The 19,217-nt window shown below is 61.5% G+C and carries 18 protein-coding genes and 1 other RNA gene; 16 read left to right on the top strand and 3 right to left on the bottom strand.

Annotation, left to right across the window (positions count from 1 at the left end; translation table 11 throughout):
* The first annotated feature begins 44 nt into the window (after window positions 1-44).
* The 5 genes from GOB83_RS04515 (at window position 45) to proB (ending at window position 4,123) form a co-directional block, all read left to right on the top strand.
* Window positions 45-968 (top strand): glucosamine inositolphosphorylceramide transferase family protein, encoded by a 924-nt coding sequence (locus GOB83_RS04515; RefSeq protein ID WP_165925361.1) that lies wholly within the window; start codon window positions 45-47, stop codon window positions 966-968.
* A gap of 210 nt (window positions 969-1,178) precedes the next feature.
* The gene (gene rplU / locus GOB83_RS04510) at window positions 1,179-1,493 is read left to right on the top strand and encodes a 50S ribosomal protein L21 (protein WP_165925360.1); all 315 of its coding nucleotides are present in this window, start codon (window positions 1,179-1,181) and stop codon (window positions 1,491-1,493) included.
* 50 nt (window positions 1,494-1,543) lie between these two features.
* A complete protein-coding gene (gene rpmA / locus GOB83_RS04505) occupies window positions 1,544-1,813 on the top strand; it encodes a 50S ribosomal protein L27 (RefSeq protein ID WP_048854263.1) in 270 nt (89 codons plus the stop codon).
* A gap of 105 nt (window positions 1,814-1,918) precedes the next feature.
* Window positions 1,919-2,935 (top strand): GTPase ObgE, encoded by a 1,017-nt coding sequence (gene obgE / locus GOB83_RS04500; RefSeq protein WP_086645573.1) that lies wholly within the window; start codon window positions 1,919-1,921, stop codon window positions 2,933-2,935.
* Between the two features lie 57 nt (window positions 2,936-2,992).
* A complete protein-coding gene (proB, locus tag GOB83_RS04495) occupies window positions 2,993-4,123 on the top strand; it encodes a glutamate 5-kinase (RefSeq protein WP_086645574.1) in 1,131 nt (376 codons plus the stop codon).
* A 49-nt stretch (window positions 4,124-4,172) separates the two neighbouring features.
* Here proB and GOB83_RS04490 read toward each other — a convergent pair whose 3' ends face one another.
* Both GOB83_RS04490 and GOB83_RS04485 read right to left on the bottom strand, forming a co-directional pair.
* On the bottom strand, window positions 4,173-4,835 hold the full coding sequence (locus tag GOB83_RS04490; protein WP_165925359.1) for a hypothetical protein: 663 nt from the start codon (window positions 4,833-4,835) through the stop codon (window positions 4,173-4,175).
* Window positions 4,836-4,877: 42 nt separating this feature from the next.
* Window positions 4,878-5,138, bottom strand: coding sequence for a DUF2312 domain-containing protein (locus GOB83_RS04485; protein WP_086645576.1), 261 nt, complete (start codon window positions 5,136-5,138; stop codon window positions 4,878-4,880).
* Between the two features lie 262 nt (window positions 5,139-5,400).
* On the opposite strand from GOB83_RS04485, the gene zwf reads away from it, so the two are divergent.
* Both zwf and GOB83_RS04475 read left to right on the top strand, forming a co-directional pair.
* Window positions 5,401-6,873, top strand: coding sequence for a glucose-6-phosphate dehydrogenase (gene zwf / locus GOB83_RS04480; protein WP_086645577.1), 1,473 nt, complete (start codon window positions 5,401-5,403; stop codon window positions 6,871-6,873).
* The gene (locus GOB83_RS04475; protein ID WP_165925358.1) at window positions 6,870-7,322 is read left to right on the top strand and encodes a hypothetical protein; all 453 of its coding nucleotides are present in this window, start codon (window positions 6,870-6,872) and stop codon (window positions 7,320-7,322) included. Before zwf ends, GOB83_RS04475 begins: the two co-directional genes overlap by 4 nt.
* Window positions 7,323-7,354: 32 nt before the next feature.
* On the opposite strand, the gene GOB83_RS04470 is transcribed toward GOB83_RS04475, so the two are convergent.
* Window positions 7,355-8,419 (bottom strand): alpha/beta hydrolase, encoded by a 1,065-nt coding sequence (locus GOB83_RS04470; RefSeq protein WP_165925357.1) that lies wholly within the window; start codon window positions 8,417-8,419, stop codon window positions 7,355-7,357.
* 96 nt (window positions 8,420-8,515) lie between these two features.
* On the opposite strand from GOB83_RS04470, the gene rnpB reads away from it, so the two are divergent.
* The 9 genes from rnpB (at window position 8,516) to murD (ending at window position 19,214) form a co-directional block, all read left to right on the top strand.
* Window positions 8,516-8,928: RNase P RNA component class A (gene rnpB, locus GOB83_RS04465), an RNA gene on the top strand.
* A gap of 320 nt (window positions 8,929-9,248) precedes the next feature.
* Window positions 9,249-9,728, top strand: a complete 480-nt coding sequence (gene mraZ, locus GOB83_RS04460; RefSeq protein WP_165925356.1) for a division/cell wall cluster transcriptional repressor MraZ — start codon at window positions 9,249-9,251, stop codon at window positions 9,726-9,728.
* 3 nt (window positions 9,729-9,731) lie between these two features.
* On the top strand, window positions 9,732-10,751 hold the full coding sequence (gene rsmH / locus GOB83_RS04455) for a 16S rRNA (cytosine(1402)-N(4))-methyltransferase RsmH (RefSeq protein WP_165925355.1): 1,020 nt from the start codon (window positions 9,732-9,734) through the stop codon (window positions 10,749-10,751).
* On the top strand, window positions 10,748-11,725 hold the full coding sequence (ftsL, locus tag GOB83_RS04450; protein ID WP_165925354.1) for a cell division protein FtsL: 978 nt from the start codon (window positions 10,748-10,750) through the stop codon (window positions 11,723-11,725). Before rsmH ends, ftsL begins: the two co-directional genes overlap by 4 nt.
* A 31-nt stretch (window positions 11,726-11,756) precedes the next feature.
* Entirely contained in the window at window positions 11,757-13,805 is a 2,049-nt protein-coding gene (locus GOB83_RS04445) for a peptidoglycan D,D-transpeptidase FtsI family protein (RefSeq protein ID WP_086645582.1), read from the top strand.
* On the top strand, window positions 13,802-15,271 hold the full coding sequence (locus tag GOB83_RS04440) for a UDP-N-acetylmuramoyl-L-alanyl-D-glutamate--2,6-diaminopimelate ligase (RefSeq protein WP_165925353.1): 1,470 nt from the start codon (window positions 13,802-13,804) through the stop codon (window positions 15,269-15,271). Before GOB83_RS04445 ends, GOB83_RS04440 begins: the two co-directional genes overlap by 4 nt.
* Window positions 15,268-16,707 (top strand): UDP-N-acetylmuramoyl-tripeptide--D-alanyl-D-alanine ligase, encoded by a 1,440-nt coding sequence (locus GOB83_RS04435; protein WP_165925352.1) that lies wholly within the window; start codon window positions 15,268-15,270, stop codon window positions 16,705-16,707. The genes GOB83_RS04440 and GOB83_RS04435 overlap by 4 nt, the downstream gene beginning before the upstream one ends.
* Window positions 16,708-17,802 (top strand): phospho-N-acetylmuramoyl-pentapeptide-transferase, encoded by a 1,095-nt coding sequence (gene mraY, locus GOB83_RS04430; RefSeq protein ID WP_165925351.1) that lies wholly within the window; start codon window positions 16,708-16,710, stop codon window positions 17,800-17,802.
* Window positions 17,799-19,214, top strand: coding sequence for a UDP-N-acetylmuramoyl-L-alanine--D-glutamate ligase (gene murD, locus GOB83_RS04425; RefSeq protein WP_165925350.1), 1,416 nt, complete (start codon window positions 17,799-17,801; stop codon window positions 19,212-19,214). Before mraY ends, murD begins: the two co-directional genes overlap by 4 nt.
* Window positions 19,215-19,217 lie beyond the last annotated feature (3 nt).

Raw genomic sequence — 19,217 nt, 5'->3', positions numbered from 1 at the left:
GCCTCCCCTCAGTCCGGCGGCACAAAACAGGGATTTTCTTGACCATGGGATTGCGCAAAGACATCTGGCGTGTGGGCATTGTAAACAGCCCGCTCCAGCATATTCTGGCACAGGGCACGCTTGAAGGGCTGCCCGTTGTCTGGACCCCTCCCATGCGCCGGTTCTGCTTTCGTGCAGACCCGTTTGGCCTGTGGCGCGATGACAGGCTTTACGTGTTTGTCGAGGACTATGACTACCGCGTACGCGTAGGCTCCATAGATGTCCTGATCTACGATAAATCCCTGCATCTGCTGGAGCAGCGCAAGGTGTTGCAGACTCCGTGGCACCTCTCCTACCCATATGTTTTTGAAGCCGATGGCCATACATGGATGCTGCCCGAGGCTTTTCGCTCGGGCAAACTAACACTTTACCGTTGCAGGCACTTCCCCGATCAGTGGGAGGAAGCCACGGTAATTGATCTGGGTGATGACATTGCCATAGACGCCACACCCTTTTTTCATGATGGTCTGTGGTGGCTGTTTTATATGCCCGCCACCAGCCGCACCGCAGCCGTAGGCGCGTTGCATCTGGCATATGCCTCCAGCCTGCTTGGCCCGTGGCAGCGCCACCACGCAAACCCTGTCCGGCTGGACAATGCAAGCACCCGCCCCGGCGGCACACCCTGCGTGCACAACGGCAAGCTGGTGCTCCCGGTGCAGGACTGCACACATACATATGGTGGGGCAATCCGCCCCCTGACCTTTGACACCCTGACCCCCGACCGGGTTGTAACCCACGCCGGGGCCGCCATCGGCCAGAACGACAGTTTTGCTCCTTATACAGAAGGCATGCATACGCTGGCCGGAGTTGGCCCCGTTACACTGATTGATGCAAAATATACGGACCTTTCCGCCTACGGTATTGGTTTGCAGGCATGGCGTGAGGTCAGGCAGCTTGGTGCCAGACTTTTCCACCCCAAAGGGGCGTAACAGGGCCATACCCCCGGTTCACCGCCAAAATTACGCCAAAGCGCAAGTTATTGATTGACGTGGCAGCGAGTCTGCCAGTAAAAGCCCCGCTAATCCACGCAGATGGAAGCATGCCGTGCAAAGTCGCGGCCAAAGAATAAAAAGCGAGCTGATTTTTCGCCTGTGCCCAAGGTGCCGCGAGGGTCAAGAGATCGGAAAGAGAGACAGTTTATGTTCGCAGTTATCCGCACTGGCGGCAAACAGTACCGGGTTGAGCCCAACATGGTGCTGAAGGTTGAAAAGCTGGAAGTCGAAGCCGGCTCCACCATCACCTTTGATGACGTTCTGGCCGTTGGTGGCGAGAGCGGCACGACCATTGGCGCTCCCACAGTTGCTGGCGCAAAGGTAACGGCTACCGTTGTCGCTCAGGACCGCCTCAAGAAGGTCATCATCTTCAAGAAGCGCCGTCGGCAGAACAGCCGCCGCAAAAACGGCCACCGTCAGCCGGTTACCGTTCTGCGCATTCAGGAAATTAACGCCGCCTGATTTCCCTTTGGGGAAACAACAGGCCGGTTAGACCACGGAGGACTTAGGTCATGGCACAAAAAAAAGCTGGCGGTTCATCCCGTAACGGGCGCGATAGCGCCGGACGCCGCCTTGGTGTAAAAAAGTTTGGTGGCGAGCAGGTTCTTGCTGGCAACATCATCATTCGCCAGCGTGGCACAAAGGTAAAGGCTGGCGTGAACGTTGGCGTTGGCCGCGACCACACGCTGTTTGCTCTGGTTCCCGGCAATGTGCGTTTTGAACGCCGTGCAGAAGGCCGCGTCCACGTTTCTGTTGATGCGCTGCCCCTCGCAGCCGAATAAGCAGGCTGGGTTTTTCCAGCCTACGTTTTAGCGTAGCTGGAACGCAAAACAGGGCCGGGCCGGAAGGTTCGGCCCTTTTTCGTGTTCCGGGCCGGAAGGTATGTCATGAAGTTTCTAGATCAGGCTAAAATCTACGTTCGCTCAGGCGACGGTGGAGATGGTGTGACAGCCTTCCGTCGGGAAAAATACATCGAATTCGGTGGCCCCGATGGCGGCAATGGCGGCCGTGGTGGGGACATCATATTCGAAGCCGTGCCCAACCTGAACACGCTGATCGATTTTCGGTACACCCAGCATTTCCGCGCCCGCAAGGGTGGCAATGGTGCTGGCTCGGACCGCACGGGTGCGGCCTCCCCCGCTGTTGTCATCAAGGTGCCTATTGGCACCCAGATCATGGATGATGACCGCGAAACCCTGCTTGCCGATCTGGACGAAGCCGGCAAGCGCGTGACCCTGTGCCGTGGGGGGGATGGCGGGTTTGGCAATGCCAACTACAAAAGCAGCACCAACCGCGCCCCCCGCCGCTCGGACAAGGGCTGGCCGGGCGAAGAGCGCTGGGTATGGCTGCGCCTTAAACTGATTGCGGATGTCGGCCTTGTGGGCCTGCCCAATGCTGGCAAATCCACCTTCCTGTCCGTTGTCTCCGCAGCGCGCCCCAAAATTGCCGACTACCCCTTTACCACCCTGCACCCCCAACTGGGCGTTGTGCGCCTGTCCATGACCGAAGAATTTGTGGTGGCAGACATTCCCGGGCTGATCGAAGGGGCCCATGAAGGCACGGGGCTGGGCGACCGCTTTCTGGGCCACGTGGAACGCTGCGCCGTGCTGTTGCACCTGATTGATGGTGCCGCAGGCAACGTGGTGGACACATGGCGCACCATCCGCCACGAACTGGCGGCCTATGGGGGCGGTCTGGCAGAAAAGCCGGAAATTATTGCCCTGAACAAGACAGACGCCATGACCCCACGTGAGGCATCTGCCCGCCGGGCGGCACTGCAAAAAGCCAGTGGTGCTCCTGTGCTGCTGATCTCCGCGGCAACACGGCAGGGTGTACCGGAACTGTTGCGCCTGTTGCAGGATAAAGTAACGGCCTCCCGCAAGGACGCGCAGGACCAGTCCTGACCCACCAACCCGCAATGCCATAGCTGGAGGGGGCCTTGTCCCCCAACGGATGAGCCCATGACCACAGACAGCCCCCGCCCCTCACTCCTGCATGCAAAACGGCTGGTTATCAAAATCGGCAGTGCTCTGGTTGTGGACCCGCAAAAAGCCGCTCCACGGCAGGAGTGGCTGGCCAGCGTTGCCGCAGATATAGCGGTTTTACGCAAACAGGGCGTGGCGGTGAGTGTGGTGTCCTCCGGGGCCATAGCACTGGCACGGCATACGCTGGGGCTTGCGGGTGGGCCACTGCGGCTGGCGGAAAAACAGGCCGCAGCAGCCGTAGGCCAGATCAGCCTTGCCCAGGCATGGAGCAATGCCCTTTCCGCCCACGGGCTGACAGCCGCCCAACTGCTGCTAACCCCCGAAGACACAGAAGACCGCAAGCGCTACCTGAACGCCCGCGCCACCTTGAATACCCTACTGGAACTGGGGTGTGTGCCGGTGATTAACGAGAACGACACCATTGCCACAGCCGAGATCCGCTTTGGAGATAACGACCGGCTGGCCGCCCGCGTAGCGCAGATGACCGATGCGGACCAGCTTGTGCTGCTCTCCGATATTGACGGGCTGTACACAGCCGACCCACGCACCAACCCCAACGCGCAGCACCTGCCGGTTATTGAGGCCCTGACGCCCGAAATCGAGGCCATGGGGGGTGAGCCGCCACCGGGCTACTCCTCGGGCGGCATGCGCACCAAACTGCTGGCGGCCAACATTGCCACACGCTCGGGCTGCGCCATGGCCATTGCCATTGGCAAAACCATGCACCCGCTGCAGGCTCTTATGGATGGCGCGCGCTGCTCATGGTTCCTGCCCCAGAGCAACGGGCATACGGGCCGCAAGCAGTGGATTGCCGGCAGCCTGAACCCCACGGGGGAAATCAAGGTGGATGCGGGGGCAGCCGAAGCTCTGCGCAAAGGAGGCTCCCTGCTCCCTGCGGGCGTTCTGCACGTACAGGGCAACTTTACGCAGGGTGATCTGGTGGAGGTGGTGGATGCCAGCGGGCGCATACTGGCCCACGGCCTTGCCGCCTATGATGCGGACGATGCACGCCGCATAGCCGGGCACCATTCAAGCGAGACCGCCAGTATTCTGGGCTGGCAGGGGCGTGATGAGATCATCCACCGTGATGACCTTGTGATGGTCTGACACAGCAGCCCCAAAGCCACCACGGAACTAACCCCCGCAACACCCAATGTTAAGGTTTGTTGCGGGAGGGAAAATGCAGCACGGGCTCGGCCCGGCCCATATAATCATCGTACCGCCCACTCGTTGTGCCAGAACGGGGCTGCCCCCCTTCACGCGAGAAATCGGGACGGTAGGCTTCCTGGTTGGCATCCGGCGCTTTTTGCCGGCGCTGGGCCTCGGCACTTTTTTCCGGCTGTTCGTCTTCCTCCTCATGCCAGGGCATGCGCCTGACCGGAGCAGACTTGTAGGGGTCGGATTCCATGGAAGGCGCCGGAGGAGCTTCCTGCCGGGCCTCGTAGGCGTCGGACACCCTTGGTGCGCGCAGTTCCGCAAAAACGGGCACACCCCGTGGGGTGGCTGGTTTTTCCACCACGGGGGGGCGTACTTCCTCCACCACGGGCCGGCTCTCGCTCTCTGCGCGGCGGGTAAAGGGGAGTGGGGGTTCCGCCCCATGCCCCGCATACCCTTCCGGCACCCTGTTGCCCTGCATGGCGCGCGCGCGCAGTTCTGCCTGAAGTTCCTCCAGCTGGAGGGAGAGTTCAGCCAGCCTGCCTTTGACGCCAAAAACGGCAAAAGGCATCATCATGAACGCAAGCCCGAACACAATGCCCACCGCCAGAACCAGCAACTGGCCCCATAGCGGTACCCATTCGGGAAAAGACAATGTCATCATCAAAAGCCGCCCCGACCCTGTGTTGCGCCTGCGTGGATGATCTTACATGCCCAGCGCACGGCGGTAGATGTCCAGCAGGGTTTCCTGCTCTTCCACTTCCGAAGGTTCCTGTTTGCGCTGGCGGATAATCTGGCGAATGACCTTGACATCAAACCCGGCGGATTTGGCCTCGGTAAAAATGTCCTTTATGTCGCCTGCCAGCGCCTTGCGCTCTTCTTCGAGCCGTTCAACCCGTTCGATAATGCTTCTCAGACGGTCTGCGGCAATGCCGCCTACTGCTGCGTCTTCTTGTTCGCCATCCATGTTCGGCTCCCTTTAGTTGCGCATCGTATCTCAGGCGCAGGAATACGGAAGACCAAAAACCCGTATCCTGCTGCTTGCCAAAGGCGCGGGCTTATCGTGCTGTGTGCACGGGGTCAATGATCACACACCATTCTAACCCTTGCAAACACGTCCTGAGCCTTCCATAAGCGGAGCAGCCTTTGTGCGCTGTGGCGTAACAGCGCCTGCAAACGCCTTTATTGACGGCGGCCCTGCCCACCACCCTTGCGGGAATGTTTTTTCCATGGCTCTGGTCAATCACACGGGACCTTTTGACTTTGTTATTTTTGGCGCAACGGGCGACCTGTCGCGCCGCAAGCTGCTCCCTGCCTTTTTGCGCCGCTTCCATGCGCAGGAGTTCAGTGACGATGCGCAGATCATCTGCATTGCCCGCACGGAACTGAACACGGAGCAGTTCCGTGAGCAGACCGAGGCCGCCCTGCGCGAGTTCGCCCCCGAAACCGCACAGGACGAACAGACCCTGCGCCATTTTCTGGGCCTGCTGACCTATATTACGCTCGACGCGCTCAAACCCGGTGGGGACTGGCAGACGCTTGATACCCTGCTGAGCGCTAACGACCGCCCCCGTGTTTTTTATCTGGCTACCGCACCAGCACTCTACTCCCCGCTCTGCGAGGCACTGGCCCGGCATAACCTGATTAACCAGCACTCCCGCGTGGTGCTGGAAAAGCCCATTGGCGTTAATCTGGAAACCGCACGCGCCATCAATCAGGGGGTGGGGCAGTTCTTCCCCGAAGCATCCATTTACCGGATTGACCATTATCTGGGTAAGGAAGGGGTGCAGAACATTCTGGCCCTGCGCTTTGCCAACCCCGCACTGGAAAAACTGTGGTCGTCCGAGGCCATAGCCCATGTGCAGATTACTGCGGCAGAAACCGTAGGGGTGGGCAGCCGTGGTTCCTATTACGATGAATCGGGCGCTCTGCGCGACATGGTGCAAAACCACCTGTTGCAGGTCCTGTGCATGGTGGCCATGGATGCCCCGGCCTCCCTCGGCTCCGATGATCTGCGCAACGAAAAGCTGAAAGTGCTCAACGCCCTGCGCCCCATGACACCGGACATGGTGCGCCGCAACGTTATTCGCGGGCAGTACGTGGCAGGCGAGATCAAACGTCAGGACGTACCCGGCTATAACGAGGATCTGGGCACCGGACGTGCCAGCAATACGGAAACCTTTGTTGCCATCCGCACCAAAATCCGTACCGCGCGCTGGGGGCATACCCCCTTCTACCTGCGGACCGGCAAGCGGCTGGCCACCAAAACCACCGAAATTGTCATCCAGTTCCGCCCGCAGGTGTGGCCGATCTTTACCAACATGCCCTCTCCGGGGCGGCTGGTTATCCGCATTGCCCCGCATGAGGAACTCTCATTTGTCATGGCGGTGCGTGACCCCGGTGCAGGCGGGTTCCGCGTGCGCAATGCCACGCTGGGCATGTCTTACGAAAATGCCTTTTCGGTCACGTATCAGGATTCGTACGAGCGCCTTCTGCTCGATGCCGTGCGCGGGGACCCCGCCCTGTTCATCCGCCGGGACGAGGTTGAAGCCTCCTGGCAGTGGATTGAACCCATTCTCAACTCATGGCGGCACGCCATGACCCCGCTGGAACCCTACCCGGCGGGAAGCTGGGGCCCCGCCTCCACCCGCTCCCTGCTGGCCCGCGATGGCGCCCTGTGGCACGAAGATATGCTGACATGACAGACACCAACACACCTACCCCCAAATCCAAACGTGGCCCCTTTGCCCAGCGGACGCTGCGCCAGCATGTCCTGCGCAGGCTGGCACTGGTGCTGCCGCTTACGCTGCTCATGATCGTTCTGGCCAAAAGCGGCATACTGGAACGCCTGGTGGACCGGTACACGTTTTCGGCCCAGAGCTGGTACGATGATACGGCTCTGGTCCAGCACCTGCGGCTCAAGGTCACCCAGAACGGCATGACGCATGACAGGCCAGACTGCCTGCTGTTTGTTGTCAACGGGAACGACCAGCCCACCGCATCACGCATTGACGTGATGGAAAAAAGCACCGGCACATGCCCAGCCCCCAAGGGTGAACTGCCCAAGCTGTTCACACTCAAAGTGGACCGCATGAACCGGATTGTCCTCTCCGACCAAGGCTCCCCCGGCCAGTTCCACCCTATTCCCTGAGCAGAGCGCTCCCTGCGCCCCTGCACCGCGCCTTACGCGCTGGCCGCAAAAGCCTTGCGTAAGGCGCGCCCCCCAAGGCGGAGTGCTGCCTTGCCATGGGGCATAAGCGCGTAAAAATTAAGGAACGCATGCAGGGTTCCGGGGTAGCAGCGGTACAGCACCGGCACCCCGGCCCGTTTGAGGGCTGAGGCATAGGCCTGCCCTTCATCCCGCATGGGGTCACATGCTGCCGTAACAATAACGGCCGGGGCCAGCCCGCCCAGATCAGCCGTGTGGCCGGGCACAAAGTGCGGGTGTGTCCAGTCCTCCTCCCGCTGGATGTATTGGGCAGCATACCACTCCATGGAGCGGCGGGAGAGAAAATACCCTTCCTCGTATGTAGACTGCGACGGTAGGTTATTACGCCCGTAAAGTGATGGGTAATACAGCAGTTGCAGGGCCGGGTTAGGGCACAGGCCTGCCCGGCCGTTCTGCGCCAGTACGGCGGCAATGTTCCCCCCTGCGCTATCCCCCGCAACCGCCACCTGCCCGCGCCAGTGCCGGGCGGAGGCCCCCGCCAGCCAGACCAGTGCCGCACGGGAATCCTCCACCGCTGCGGGAAAAGGGTTTTCGGGCGCCAGTGCGTAATCGGGCAGCAGCACCGCCGCACCCGATGCCCGCGCAAGGCGGCAGCATATGCCGTGGTGGGAGTTAAGGCCGCAATGCACAAACCCACCCCCATGCAGGTACAGCACTGCCCCACGTACCCGCCCATGCGGAATGTAAAGCCGTGCCGCCAATGGCCCCGTTGCCCCCGGCACCTGCACACGCACCACCCTGCGCAGCGGCAGGGCGGACAGACGCTGGGGAAAAGAGGGCGTATCCATTGCCTTGCGCAGTATTTTTAGAAAATGCTGCTGCTCTGGCAGTGCCGCCGCAGGCTGTGCCTGTACCTGTGCCCCGCCCTGACCCTGCGCAGTGTTGCCCTGCCCTGCCCCTTTTTTGGGTAAGCGTTTTTTACGGCGCTCCTGCCAGCGGATCAGCCCAAGCAGCACGCGAGAGGGCAGGTTGGGCCGGAGTGGGGTTGAAACGGAGGTGGGGACCATAAAATCAGACATATGTGCATGATGTGCGCTCTTGCCCGCTCCTGCCAAGAGCGCTTTTCCAACACAAAGCCCTTGACCTGCGCCAGCCGCCAACGCAGGGTGCGCGGGCCAGACGGTCGGACGGTCGCTGTTGTGCGTTTTTGCGTATGATGGAGGAAAGTCCGGGCTCCACGGGAAGAACGGTGCCGGTTAACGACCGGCGAGGGTGACCTTAGGGAAAGTGCCACAGAAAACAGACCGCCTTCCGGGTTCCATGCCATGGGAAACCATGGGACGGGCTGAAGGTAAGGGTGAAACGGTGCGGTAAGAGCGCACCGCTCCGCTGGTAACAGGGGAGGCACGGCAAACCCCACCGGGAGCAAGACCGAATAGGAACGGCAGAAACCTTAGGGTTTCGGGGGTTCTCCCGCCCCGTCGTTCGGGTTGGTCGCGTGAGGCATGTTGCAAGACATGTCCCAGAGGAATGATCGTCCAGGCCCTTTTGGGCTAGACAGAACCCGGCTTACAGACCGTCTGGCATTTTTTGCCCCTCTTTTTTTCCGCGCATGAAGCTGGGCACGCATGGGCTTTTGCATGCCCTTTTTACTGCAAAAGAACATAACATGAACAAATAATGTCTTTCCCAAGTTCGATTCTACGCGATCAATACATTCATGCGACTCTCCAACAAAGTATGAATACTTTATAAACGGCTGTTTTCTGCTGTTTTTTCTTCGCTTTTAATTTGCGTCCCATGCTATCCCATGCTATCCCACGGCAGACCATAAAAGTGGTTGCGGTCCCATGTTCCCCGCCCCTCCCAGGAACAGAAACCATTGGCTCAAAAGGACTTCTGAACTTCGTGAGTGTGTTCCTCGGCACGCATGAAAATCGATTCGACGCAAAAGGACGCGTCTCGATTCCTGCTGGGTTCCGCTCCGTTCTCAAGTCACAGCAAAAGGAAGGCGATGCGCTGGTGATTCTCCGCCCCTCCCATACGCTGCCCTGCATTGAGGCATGGCCAGCCGTGGCCTTTGCCCGCCTGACCGAGCCACTGGACCGGCTGGACATGTTCTCTGACGAGCATGACGACCTTGCCGCCGCCATTTACGCCGATGCCTACCCCATGGACCCTGACCGTGAAGGCCGCCTGATGCTACCCGACTTCCTGCGCGAACATGCCGGGTTGCATGATGTCTCTACCGCCGCATTCATGGGGGTTGGCCGCATCTTTCAGATCTGGGAACCCGAGGCTGCGCGCCTGCGCCGGGCCGAAGCACGCCAGAAGTCCCGCCGTGTCACCATTCCCGCGGCATCGCAGACCAGCCAGAGGGAAGACTAGGCCATGAACGCGCTCCCACTTCCCTCCGCCATCAAGCCCCCCAGCAGCGGACATGTGCCCGTCATGCTTGATGAGGTGCTGCATTATCTGGCTCCCACCCGTGGTGAGGCCATTCTGGACTGCACCTTTGGCGGGGGCAGCTATAGCTGCGCCATTTTAAACACGGCGGAATGCAACGTGTGGGCCATAGACCGCGACCCGGACGCCATAGCCCGTGGGCAGGTGCTGTGCGCCGAAATGGAAAAAGTGGAAGGCCGCTCACGCCTGCATATGCTGGCAGGCAGTTTTGGCCACATGGCCGAACTGGCGGAGCAGGCCCATGCCCCCCGTTTTGATGGCATTGTCATGGACCTTGGCGTGTCCTCCTTCCAGATTGATGAGGCCGAGCGTGGCTTCTCCTTCCGGTTTGACGGGCCGCTGGACATGCGCATGGCCAGACAGGGCCGCAGTGCAGCCGACATCATCAACACTGCCCCAGAGGCGGAACTGGCCGATATTTTCCATTTTTATGGGGAAGAACGCCACGCCCGCCGCGTAGCCCGCGCCGTTGTGGCCGCGCGGGCAGAAACCCCGCTCCACACCACATTGCAACTGGCAGAGGTCATCCGGAGCGTGGTGCCGCAGGACCGCTCGGGCATTGACTCCGCAACCCGCAGCTTTCAGGGCCTGCGGATTGCCGTGAATGATGAACTGGGCGAAATCGAACGTGGTCTGGAACAGGCCCTGACCCTGTTAAATGACGGCGGACGGCTTGTTGTTGTCTCTTTCCACTCGCTGGAAGATCGTCTGGTCAAGCGCGCCATGCAGCGCGCTCTGGGCAAGGATGTCAGCTTTTCCCGCCATGACCCGCGTGCATCGCTTGCCCCGGCGGCCCCGGCTGCTTTTGTGGGCCTGACCAGCAAGGCCATTCGCCCAAGCGATGCCGAATGCCGGGCCAACCCCCGTGCCCGCAGCGCACGCCTGCGCGCCATGATGAAACGTCCTTCTCCATCCGCTTCTTTGACTAAAGGATTGAGTGCATGATCCCCCGCCCATTTACATGCTGCTGCGCTGTTCTGGCGATTGCATCGGGGTTCTTCCTTTATACAAAGAAGCACCAGACAACCCTGCTGGACCAGCAGATTTCCGCCATTGTCAGCGAAACCGAACACGTGCGCGGGCAGACCGCCATGCTCCGCACGGAATGGGCGCTGGAAAACCAGCCGGAGCGACTGGCGGCTCTTGTTGTCAAACACGCGGCTTACCTCCAGTCCATGGACCCGGCCCAGTTCGTGCGGATGGCAGACCTTGTGCAGCACCTGCCCAATGTGGTCCACGAACCCGTGGCCGTAACGCAGGCCAGCGCACCCGCACAGGTTGCACAGGGCAGCAAAACCGCAGCCCAGCCCGCAGCCCCCGTGGCGGTTGCCAGCAGCACCACGGCGCATCTGCCCCCGCCGCAGCCCGAGCGTGAACACACTCTGGCTGTAGCCGATGCAGCCCCCACGCCCCCGCGTCCGCTGCCTGTGCGCGCTGTGCGCCCACACCCGGTAACTGTTGCCATGGAAAGCCCGGCACAGGCACCGCATGTTCTGGTTGCACCCGCAGCACTGCCGCCGCCGGTTGCGCAGCATGATGCCCCCATTGCCCGCGTAGCGGTGACACCCCGCCACCAGCCCGTGCAGGTGGCTGATGCCCCCCGCCCCAGCCTGCACCAGAACCTTGCAACAGCCAGCGCGGATGATGCGGATACCTCAGCCTCCCGGCGTGCAACGCTGGCTGCTGCCAGCCGGGCGGAGGCCATGGCCCCACGCCGCCTTGCCCAGAACAGTGATGACATAACGCCTGTGCGCCACCCCCTGCCGGTGGCCGCAGCAAGCTGGCACCCTGTTCGCGCACATAGAACACCCGTAGCAGAGGGGTATATGGAAGCCCGCGCAACTTCCGGTTATACGAACGGGTCCCTGCTGAGTCGCGGTAGCGACGCCCTGCCCGCCCCTGTTCCCGTAACCAACTGATTGTTTTGGCTGAAAGTCCTTCTGATACGATATGGTCGGCCCCCCACGCCATGATTCCGAAACAACACGCACAATTGGTGTAACGGGGGATGACCTGCGCGCCCGCGCGCACAGGGAAACAATGCATGTGCGGCTGCTGTGTGTGTCCGCCGGGTTTTGCGCGCTATTTGCCTGCGTTGCCATCAAGCTGACAATTGCCACAGTGCTGCACCCCATGGTGCCCGAGCAGCGCCAGATTGCACCACAGGTGCCAAAAATACCCAAAATTGACCCAAAGGGCAGTCTGGCGGGGGATTACGTTCTGCCGCAGGTCCACCGGGCCTCCATTGTGGACCGTAACGGGCAGACACTCGCCCTTTCCCTGCCGGTGGCGCAGGTTTACGCCAACCCGCAGGAGCTGATCGACCCGGTTGATGTTGCCCACAAGCTCAAATCCGTCCTGCATGACCTGAACGAGCCTGAAACCGCCGAGCGTCTGGCCCGGCACAAGCAGTTTGTGTACATCGCACGCAACATTACGCCCCAGCAGGAACTGGCCATTAACAATCTGGGTATTCCCGGCATTTATTTTGAGCCGGGGGAACAGCGGCACTACCCGCTGGGCCACATGGCCGCCCAGATTATGGGGGCCGTGGATATTGATGATAACGGCATTGCCGGCGTGGAGCGCTTTTTTAACAAACGCCTGCTGGTGGACCGCAAGCCCCTGCGGCTTTCACTGGATATTCGTGTGCAGTCCGCCGTGCGTGAAGAGGTCGCTGCTGCCAAGGATACATTCCAGGCCATTGGCGCATGCGGCATTGTCATGGACGTGCGCACGGGCGAAATTATCGCCATGGTCAGCCTGCCCGATTATGATGCCAACGAGTTTTCCCACGCCACAAACGATGAGCGGTTCAACCGCGCTGTAACCGGGCTGTATGAGCCGGGCTCCACCTTCAAGCTGCAAACCACCGCCATGGGGCTGGAGACTGGCACCATCCATATATGGGACAGTTTTTCTTCCGTTCCGCTCAAAATCGGGCGTTTTACCATCCGGGACATGAAGAACGACCATTTTGCTCCATGGTTATCCCTGCCCGAGGTCATGGCCTATTCCTCCAACCCTGCGGCAGCACATATCGCGCTGGATGTGGGCGGCAAGCGGCAGGCCGAGTGGCTGCGCGGCATGGGCTTTTTTGCCCCTGTGCCGGTGGAACTGCCCGAAGCCGCCCGCCCGCTGGTACCCCGCCAGTGGGGCCTTGCCACAACCATGACCGTAGGGTTTGGTCACGGTGTGGCCGAACCACCACTGGCTATTGTACGCGGCACGGCGGCCACGGTTAACGGTGGCATTCTGGTCACACCCACCCTGCTGGACCAAGAAGACCCCGACCCACCCGCGCCAGACGCCTCCCCCGCAGAGGAGTTCGAGCAGGGTGTGCAAAGTGCAGCCCTGCGGCAGACATTACCCACCCTGCCAACAGGCACCGGTGCCCCCATGCCCGAAGCCCCGGTTATTCCGCAGGGCGTGCGCGTTCTTTCCGAAAGCAATTCGGCGCTGCTGCGCAGGCTGCTCCGGCTGGACGTGACGCAGGGCACGGGCCGAACGGCTGAATCCCCCGGGTATTTTGTAGGCGGAAAAACCGGCACGGCAGAAAAAATCGGCCCGCATGGCGGCTACCTCAAACACGTCAATATTTCTGCCTTTACCAGTATTTTCCCCATGAATGCGCCGCGCTACGCCGTGTACGTCATGCTGGACAGCCCACAGCCCACCCCCCAGACCCACGGCTGGACAACAGCAGGCTGGAACGCGGCCCCCACAGTCTCGCGCGTGATCTCACGCATTGGCCCCATGTTGCAGATTTTCCCCGATGTGGAGCACGCGGCCCAGATTGATGCCCAGTTGGCCATACCCATGCACCCGGCGGTGCCACGGGGGGTTCGCCCGCTCGGCCCGGGGAACGACCCCGGAGACCCCCGCAAGCTTGAGGCCGAACACCGCGCCACCCGGCAGGCAGAAAAACTGGCACGCACCACGGCGGCACATACTCTGGCAATCCGCAAAAAAACAGCAGGGGAGAACATGGACGAATGAGCACACTCCTTTCCACCCTGCTGCGCACCCTTAACCTGAGCGCGACCACCACCGACCCGCATGTGAGCGCCATTACGGCCGATAGCAGGCAGGCAGGTCCAGGCGTTGTGTTTGCCGCACTCCCCGGCACGCGGGTGGATGGCCGCACCTATATTGCAGCAGCCGTGCAACAGGGGGCGGCGGCCATTCTGGCCCCAACCGGCACGCTCTGGCCGCAGGGTGTGCCAGAGCGGCCATTTGTCACCTGCCCCGACCCGCGCCACGTGCTGGCCCTTTGGGCTTCCATGCTGGCTGGCCCACAACCAGCACATCTGGTTGCCGTAACCGGCACCAACGGCAAAACCAGCACAACCGACTTCCTGCGCCAGATCTGGGCATTACAGGGCCACAAGGCGGCGGGCATTGGCACATTGGGGCTGACCGGCGCCGAAGGTACGGGGGTTACCTTCCCCCCCCTGACAACACCGGACCCGGTTGCACTGGCCAACGGGCTGGCCGCGCTGGAGCACGCAGGGGTGCATTACGCAGCACTGGAGGCATCATCCCACGGGCTGGAGCAGGGGCGGCTGGATGGGCTGCACCTTCAGGCCGCCGGATTTACCAACCTCACCCGTGACCACATGGACTACCACGGCACCATGGCCGCCTACCGCACGGCCAAGCTGCGGCTGTTTGATACCCTGCTCCCCCAAGGCGCCATTGCCGCCGCCAATGCGGACATGGATGCCACAACGCTTGATGCACTGCACGGCATTGCCAAGAGCCGCAACCTGCACCTGCGCCTGACCGGCACCAACGGCACGACCCTGCGCCTGCTGGACTGCAAGGCCGTTCCCGCCGGGCAGGAACTGCGCATAAGCTGCAACGGGCTGGTTAAAACTGTCATGCTCCCTCTGCCCGGGCGTTTTCAGGTCGATAACGCCCTGCTGGCTCTGACTCTGGCTGTGCAGGACGAGGCCGCTTTGCCCGCAGCACTGGACCTGCTGCCCGCTCTGGTCGGGGTACGCGGGCGCATGGAACGGGCCGCCGTATTACCCAATGGTGCCAGTGCCTATGTGGATTATGCCCACACGCCAGATGCACTGGCCCGCCTGCTCTCCTCCCTGCGGCCACATGCGCAGGGGCGACTGGTGGTGGTTTTTGGCGCAGGCGGAGACCGCGACAAGGGCAAACGCCCCCTTATGGCACAGGCGGCTGCACATGGCGCTGATATTGCCATAATCACAGATGATAACCCCCGCTCGGAAGACCCCGCACAAATCCGTGCGGAGGTCCGCACGGGCGCGCCCGATGCGCTGGAAATCGGGGATCGCAGGCAGGCCATAACAGAGGCCCTGTCCATGCTTGGAGCAAAGGATGTGCTGGTGGTGGCAGGTAAAGGCCATGAACAGGGGCAGATTATAGGCACAACCGTGCTGCCGTTTGATGATGCCGCAGTTATTCGCGCCGTAGTGGGGCAGCCATGACCTCCTTATGGACCCGCACGGAACTGGAACAGGCAACGGGTGGGCATTTTCTGCCCGCAGCAGCCCCTTCCGCCCCCCTAGGCACACAGCCTGAAGCCTCTGCCAGAAACCTGACTGAGCAGGCCATAACCGGCATTTCCATCGACACACGCACCCTTGCCGCCGGTGATCTGTTTATCGCCCTTAAGGGGGATACCAGCGATGGCCACGCCCATGTTCAGGCTGCACTGGACAAGGGAGCCGCTTGCGCCATGGTGCATGCGGCAGATGGGCTGGCCGACCCGCGTGTGCTGGTGGTGGCCGATACAATGGTGGGCCTGCAACAGCTTGCCCAAGCCGCACGTGCGCGTTTTACCGGCAAGGTCGTGGCCGTAACCGGCAGCGTGGGCAAAACCACCACCAAGGAAATGCTGCGCCTGTGCCTGAGCGCCAATGGCCCGACGCATGCGGCCGAGGCCTCCTATAACAACCACTGGGGCGTGCCCCTGACCCTTGCCCGCCTGCCACGAGATGCAGCCTTCTGCATTAGTGAAATCGGGATGAACCACCCCGGCGAGATCCTGCCCCTTGCCCGCATGGTTCGCCCCGATGTGGCGGTTATTACCACCATAGGCTCCGCCCATCTGGGCCATATGGGGAGCCTGGACGCCATTGCGGCAGAAAAAGCCTCCATTATCACCACCCTGCCAGCCCATGGCGTGGCTGTGGTGCCGGATGATGCGCACGGTGCTTCTTTTTTTGTTCAGGCCGCACAACAGGCCAACGCAACCCTGTGGCGCACGGGCTCCAGCCCTGGCAGCACCGCGCATATGGGCGCTGTGCACTCCGGGGCCGATGGCACACAGTTTACCGCCAGCATTGCCGGGGTAGAGGTAGCCGTGCATGTGCCAGCACCCGGCCTGCATCTGGCCCGCAACGCACTGGCCGCACTGGCCGCCTGCGCAGCCCTTGGGGCAGACCTGCCCAAAGCAGCCACGGCACTGCAAGGTTTTGCCCCCGGTAAGGGCCGGGGGGCACTCAGCCACATTGCGGGAGGGGCCATAACCCTGCTGGACGAGAGCTATAATGCCTCTTCCGCCTCCATCCGCGCGGCATTGGACGTCCTGCACCACCTGCCTGCCTCCCGCCACATTGCCATTCTGGGCGATATGCGCGAACTGGGAACATTCTCTACAACTGAACACGCAGCCCTTGCCCCAGTAGCGGCTGCCTCGGCCGATCTTGTTTTTTGCTGCGGACCTTACATGAAAACCCTTTTCGATGCTCTGCCCCCCGCCAGACAGGGCGCATGGGCGGACAACGCCGCCGCCCTTGCGCCTCTGGCCTGTGCCGCCCTGCGCGGGGGAGATGCCGTGCTGGTCAAAGGCAGTCTGGGTAGTCGCATGCGCGATGTCATTGCAGCCCTTGAAACCCTTAACACCGTGGAGCCCACCTGAATGCTGTATCTACTGGTCTCTCACGCGGTGCATGACGGGCACATTACGCTGCTCAACCTGCTGCGTTACATTTCCTTCCGGGCGGGTTGTGCCTGCATGACCGCACTGGGGATCAGCCTGCTTCTGGGCAGGCCGCTCATTACCATGCTGCGCCGTATCCAGCGTTACGGGCAGCCCATCCGCACGGTTGGGCCTGAACGGCATATTATTGAAAAAGCCGGAACCCCCACAATGGGCGGCATGCTTATCCTGATCGCACTCACGGTGGCTACGCTGCTCTGGGGTAATCTGGAAAACGGTTTTGTATGGGCCGTGTTGCTGACCACGCTGGGTTTTGGCCTGATTGGCTTTGCCGATGACTACCGCAAACTGGCACGGCGCAACACGGATGGGCTTTCCAAACGGGCGCGCCTTGGCTCGGAATTTGCCATATCGCTCATATGCGGGGGGTGGTTGCAGTATCTGATGCCGCCTGAACTGGCCAACCATCTGGCCTTCCCTTTTGCCAAGGAGTTGCTGCTCCCCCTCGGCCTGCTCTACCCCGTGTTCGCCATGATCGTGATTACCGGCTTTGGCAATGCGGTCAACTTTACCGATGGGCTGGACGGGCTGGCCATTGGCCCCGTGGTGGTGGCGGCACTGGTGTTTGCCATTCTGTCCTACGTAGTGGGCAACCATGTTTTTGCAGACTACCTTCAGGTCCATGCCGTGCCCGGCACGGGGGAACTGGCAGTGTTCTGCGCAGCCCTTGTTGGGGCCGGGCTAGGCTTTTTGTGGTTTAACGCGCCACCTGCCGCCGTATTTATGGGGGATACGGGCTCGCTCTCCCTCGGTGGGGCACTTGGTTCGCTGGCCGTTGCCATCAAGCACGAACTGGTGCTGTGCATTGTTGGTGGGCTGTTTGTGGTTGAAACGCTCTCGGTCATCATTCAGGTGTTCTGGTACAAGCGCACGGGCCGCCGCGTGTTCCTTATGGCGCCCATCCACCACCATTTTGAAAAAAAGGGCTGGGCTGAACCCAAGATTGTCATCCGGTTCTGGATTGTTTCCATCGTGCTGGGCATGTGTGGTCTGGCCACGCTGAAACTGCGATGAGCACCTTCCCTCCCACTGTGTTTGCCGTGAAACGTTTTGCCGTGCTGGGCCTTGGCCGCAATGGCCTGCCCGCCGTGCAGGCATTGGCCGCATGTGGCGCGCATGTTCAGGCATGGGATGATGGAGAGGCCGGACGCCAAGGCCTGACCCAGGCGCTGGCCCACATGCCCCCCGAGCAGGCTGCCCGCATTACCTGCGCCCCGCTGGAGGATATGGCGGGGTTTGACGCGCTTGTTCTCTCCCCCGGCATTCCGCACCACCTGCCGCGTGTGCACCCGGTTGCCGCACTGGCCATTGCAGCGGGTGTGCCCATTCTGTCCGATGCGGAACTGCTTTATTGCGCAGTCCGCGCCGCAGGCAGCAAGGCACGCTTTGCGGGCATTACCGGCACCAACGGCAAATCCACCACCACCACCCTGCTGGCCCATATTCTGGAACAGGCCGGTGTGCCGGTTGCAGCCGGTGGCAACCTTGGTCCCGCAGCACTGGCCCTGCCCCTGCTCCCCGATAACGGCGTGTATGTGCTGGAAATGTCGTCCTACATGCTGGAACGGCTGGATACCCTGCATTTTGATGCCGCCTGCCTGCTCAACCTGACCCCGGACCATCTGGACCGCCACGCAGGCATGGCCGGGTATGCACTGGCCAAGCAACGTGTGTTTGCGGGCCAGACAGCACACGATATTGCCGTGATTGGCATTGACGATGCTGAATGCACCCGCATTGCCGGGCATCTGGCCCAGTCGGCCACACCCTGCATAACCGTGTCCGGCACCAACCCTGCCGCCAGCTATTACGGCCAGAATGGCGCGGTCTGGCACAACAGCGCGGCACTGGCCACACTGCCCCCCGCCCTGCCGGGTGCGCATAATGCCCAGAATGCAGCCGCCGCACTGGCCATGGCCCGTTTTCTGGGTATTGCGGATACCATGGCAGCACAGGCCATTGCCTCCTTCCCCGGTCTGCCACACCGGCAGAAGCTGGTTGAAACCTGCAACAACATTGCCTTCATAGACGACAGCAAGGCCACCAATGCCGATGCCTCCTCCCGCGCATTGGGGTGCTATGACCGGCTGGTATGGATTGCAGGGGGAATAGCCAAGGAAGGCGGGATAGAAAGCCTGAGCCCATATTTTGGCCGTATCACCCATGCCTTCCTGATCGGGCGGGATGCAGCGGAACTGGCAGCAACCCTTACGCGCCACAACGTGCCCCATACCGTGGTGGAGACACTGGAAAAAGCAGTCCCCCAAGCCTACAGTCTTGCACAGCAGACCCATACGCCCGTTATCCTGCTCTCACCCGCCTGTGCGAGCTTTGACCAGTATGCCGGGTTTGAGGCACGCGGGCAGCATTTTCAGGCGTTGGCCCATGCTGTGCGTACGCAGCAGATGAGCACGACGGGGCAGTAGGAC

This window comes from Acetobacter fabarum (assembly GCF_011516925.1).
Taxonomy (GTDB): domain Bacteria; phylum Pseudomonadota; class Alphaproteobacteria; order Acetobacterales; family Acetobacteraceae; genus Acetobacter; species Acetobacter fabarum.
The sequence above is the reverse complement of the archived record's forward strand: the minus strand, read 5'-3'. Positions and strand labels throughout refer to the sequence as shown.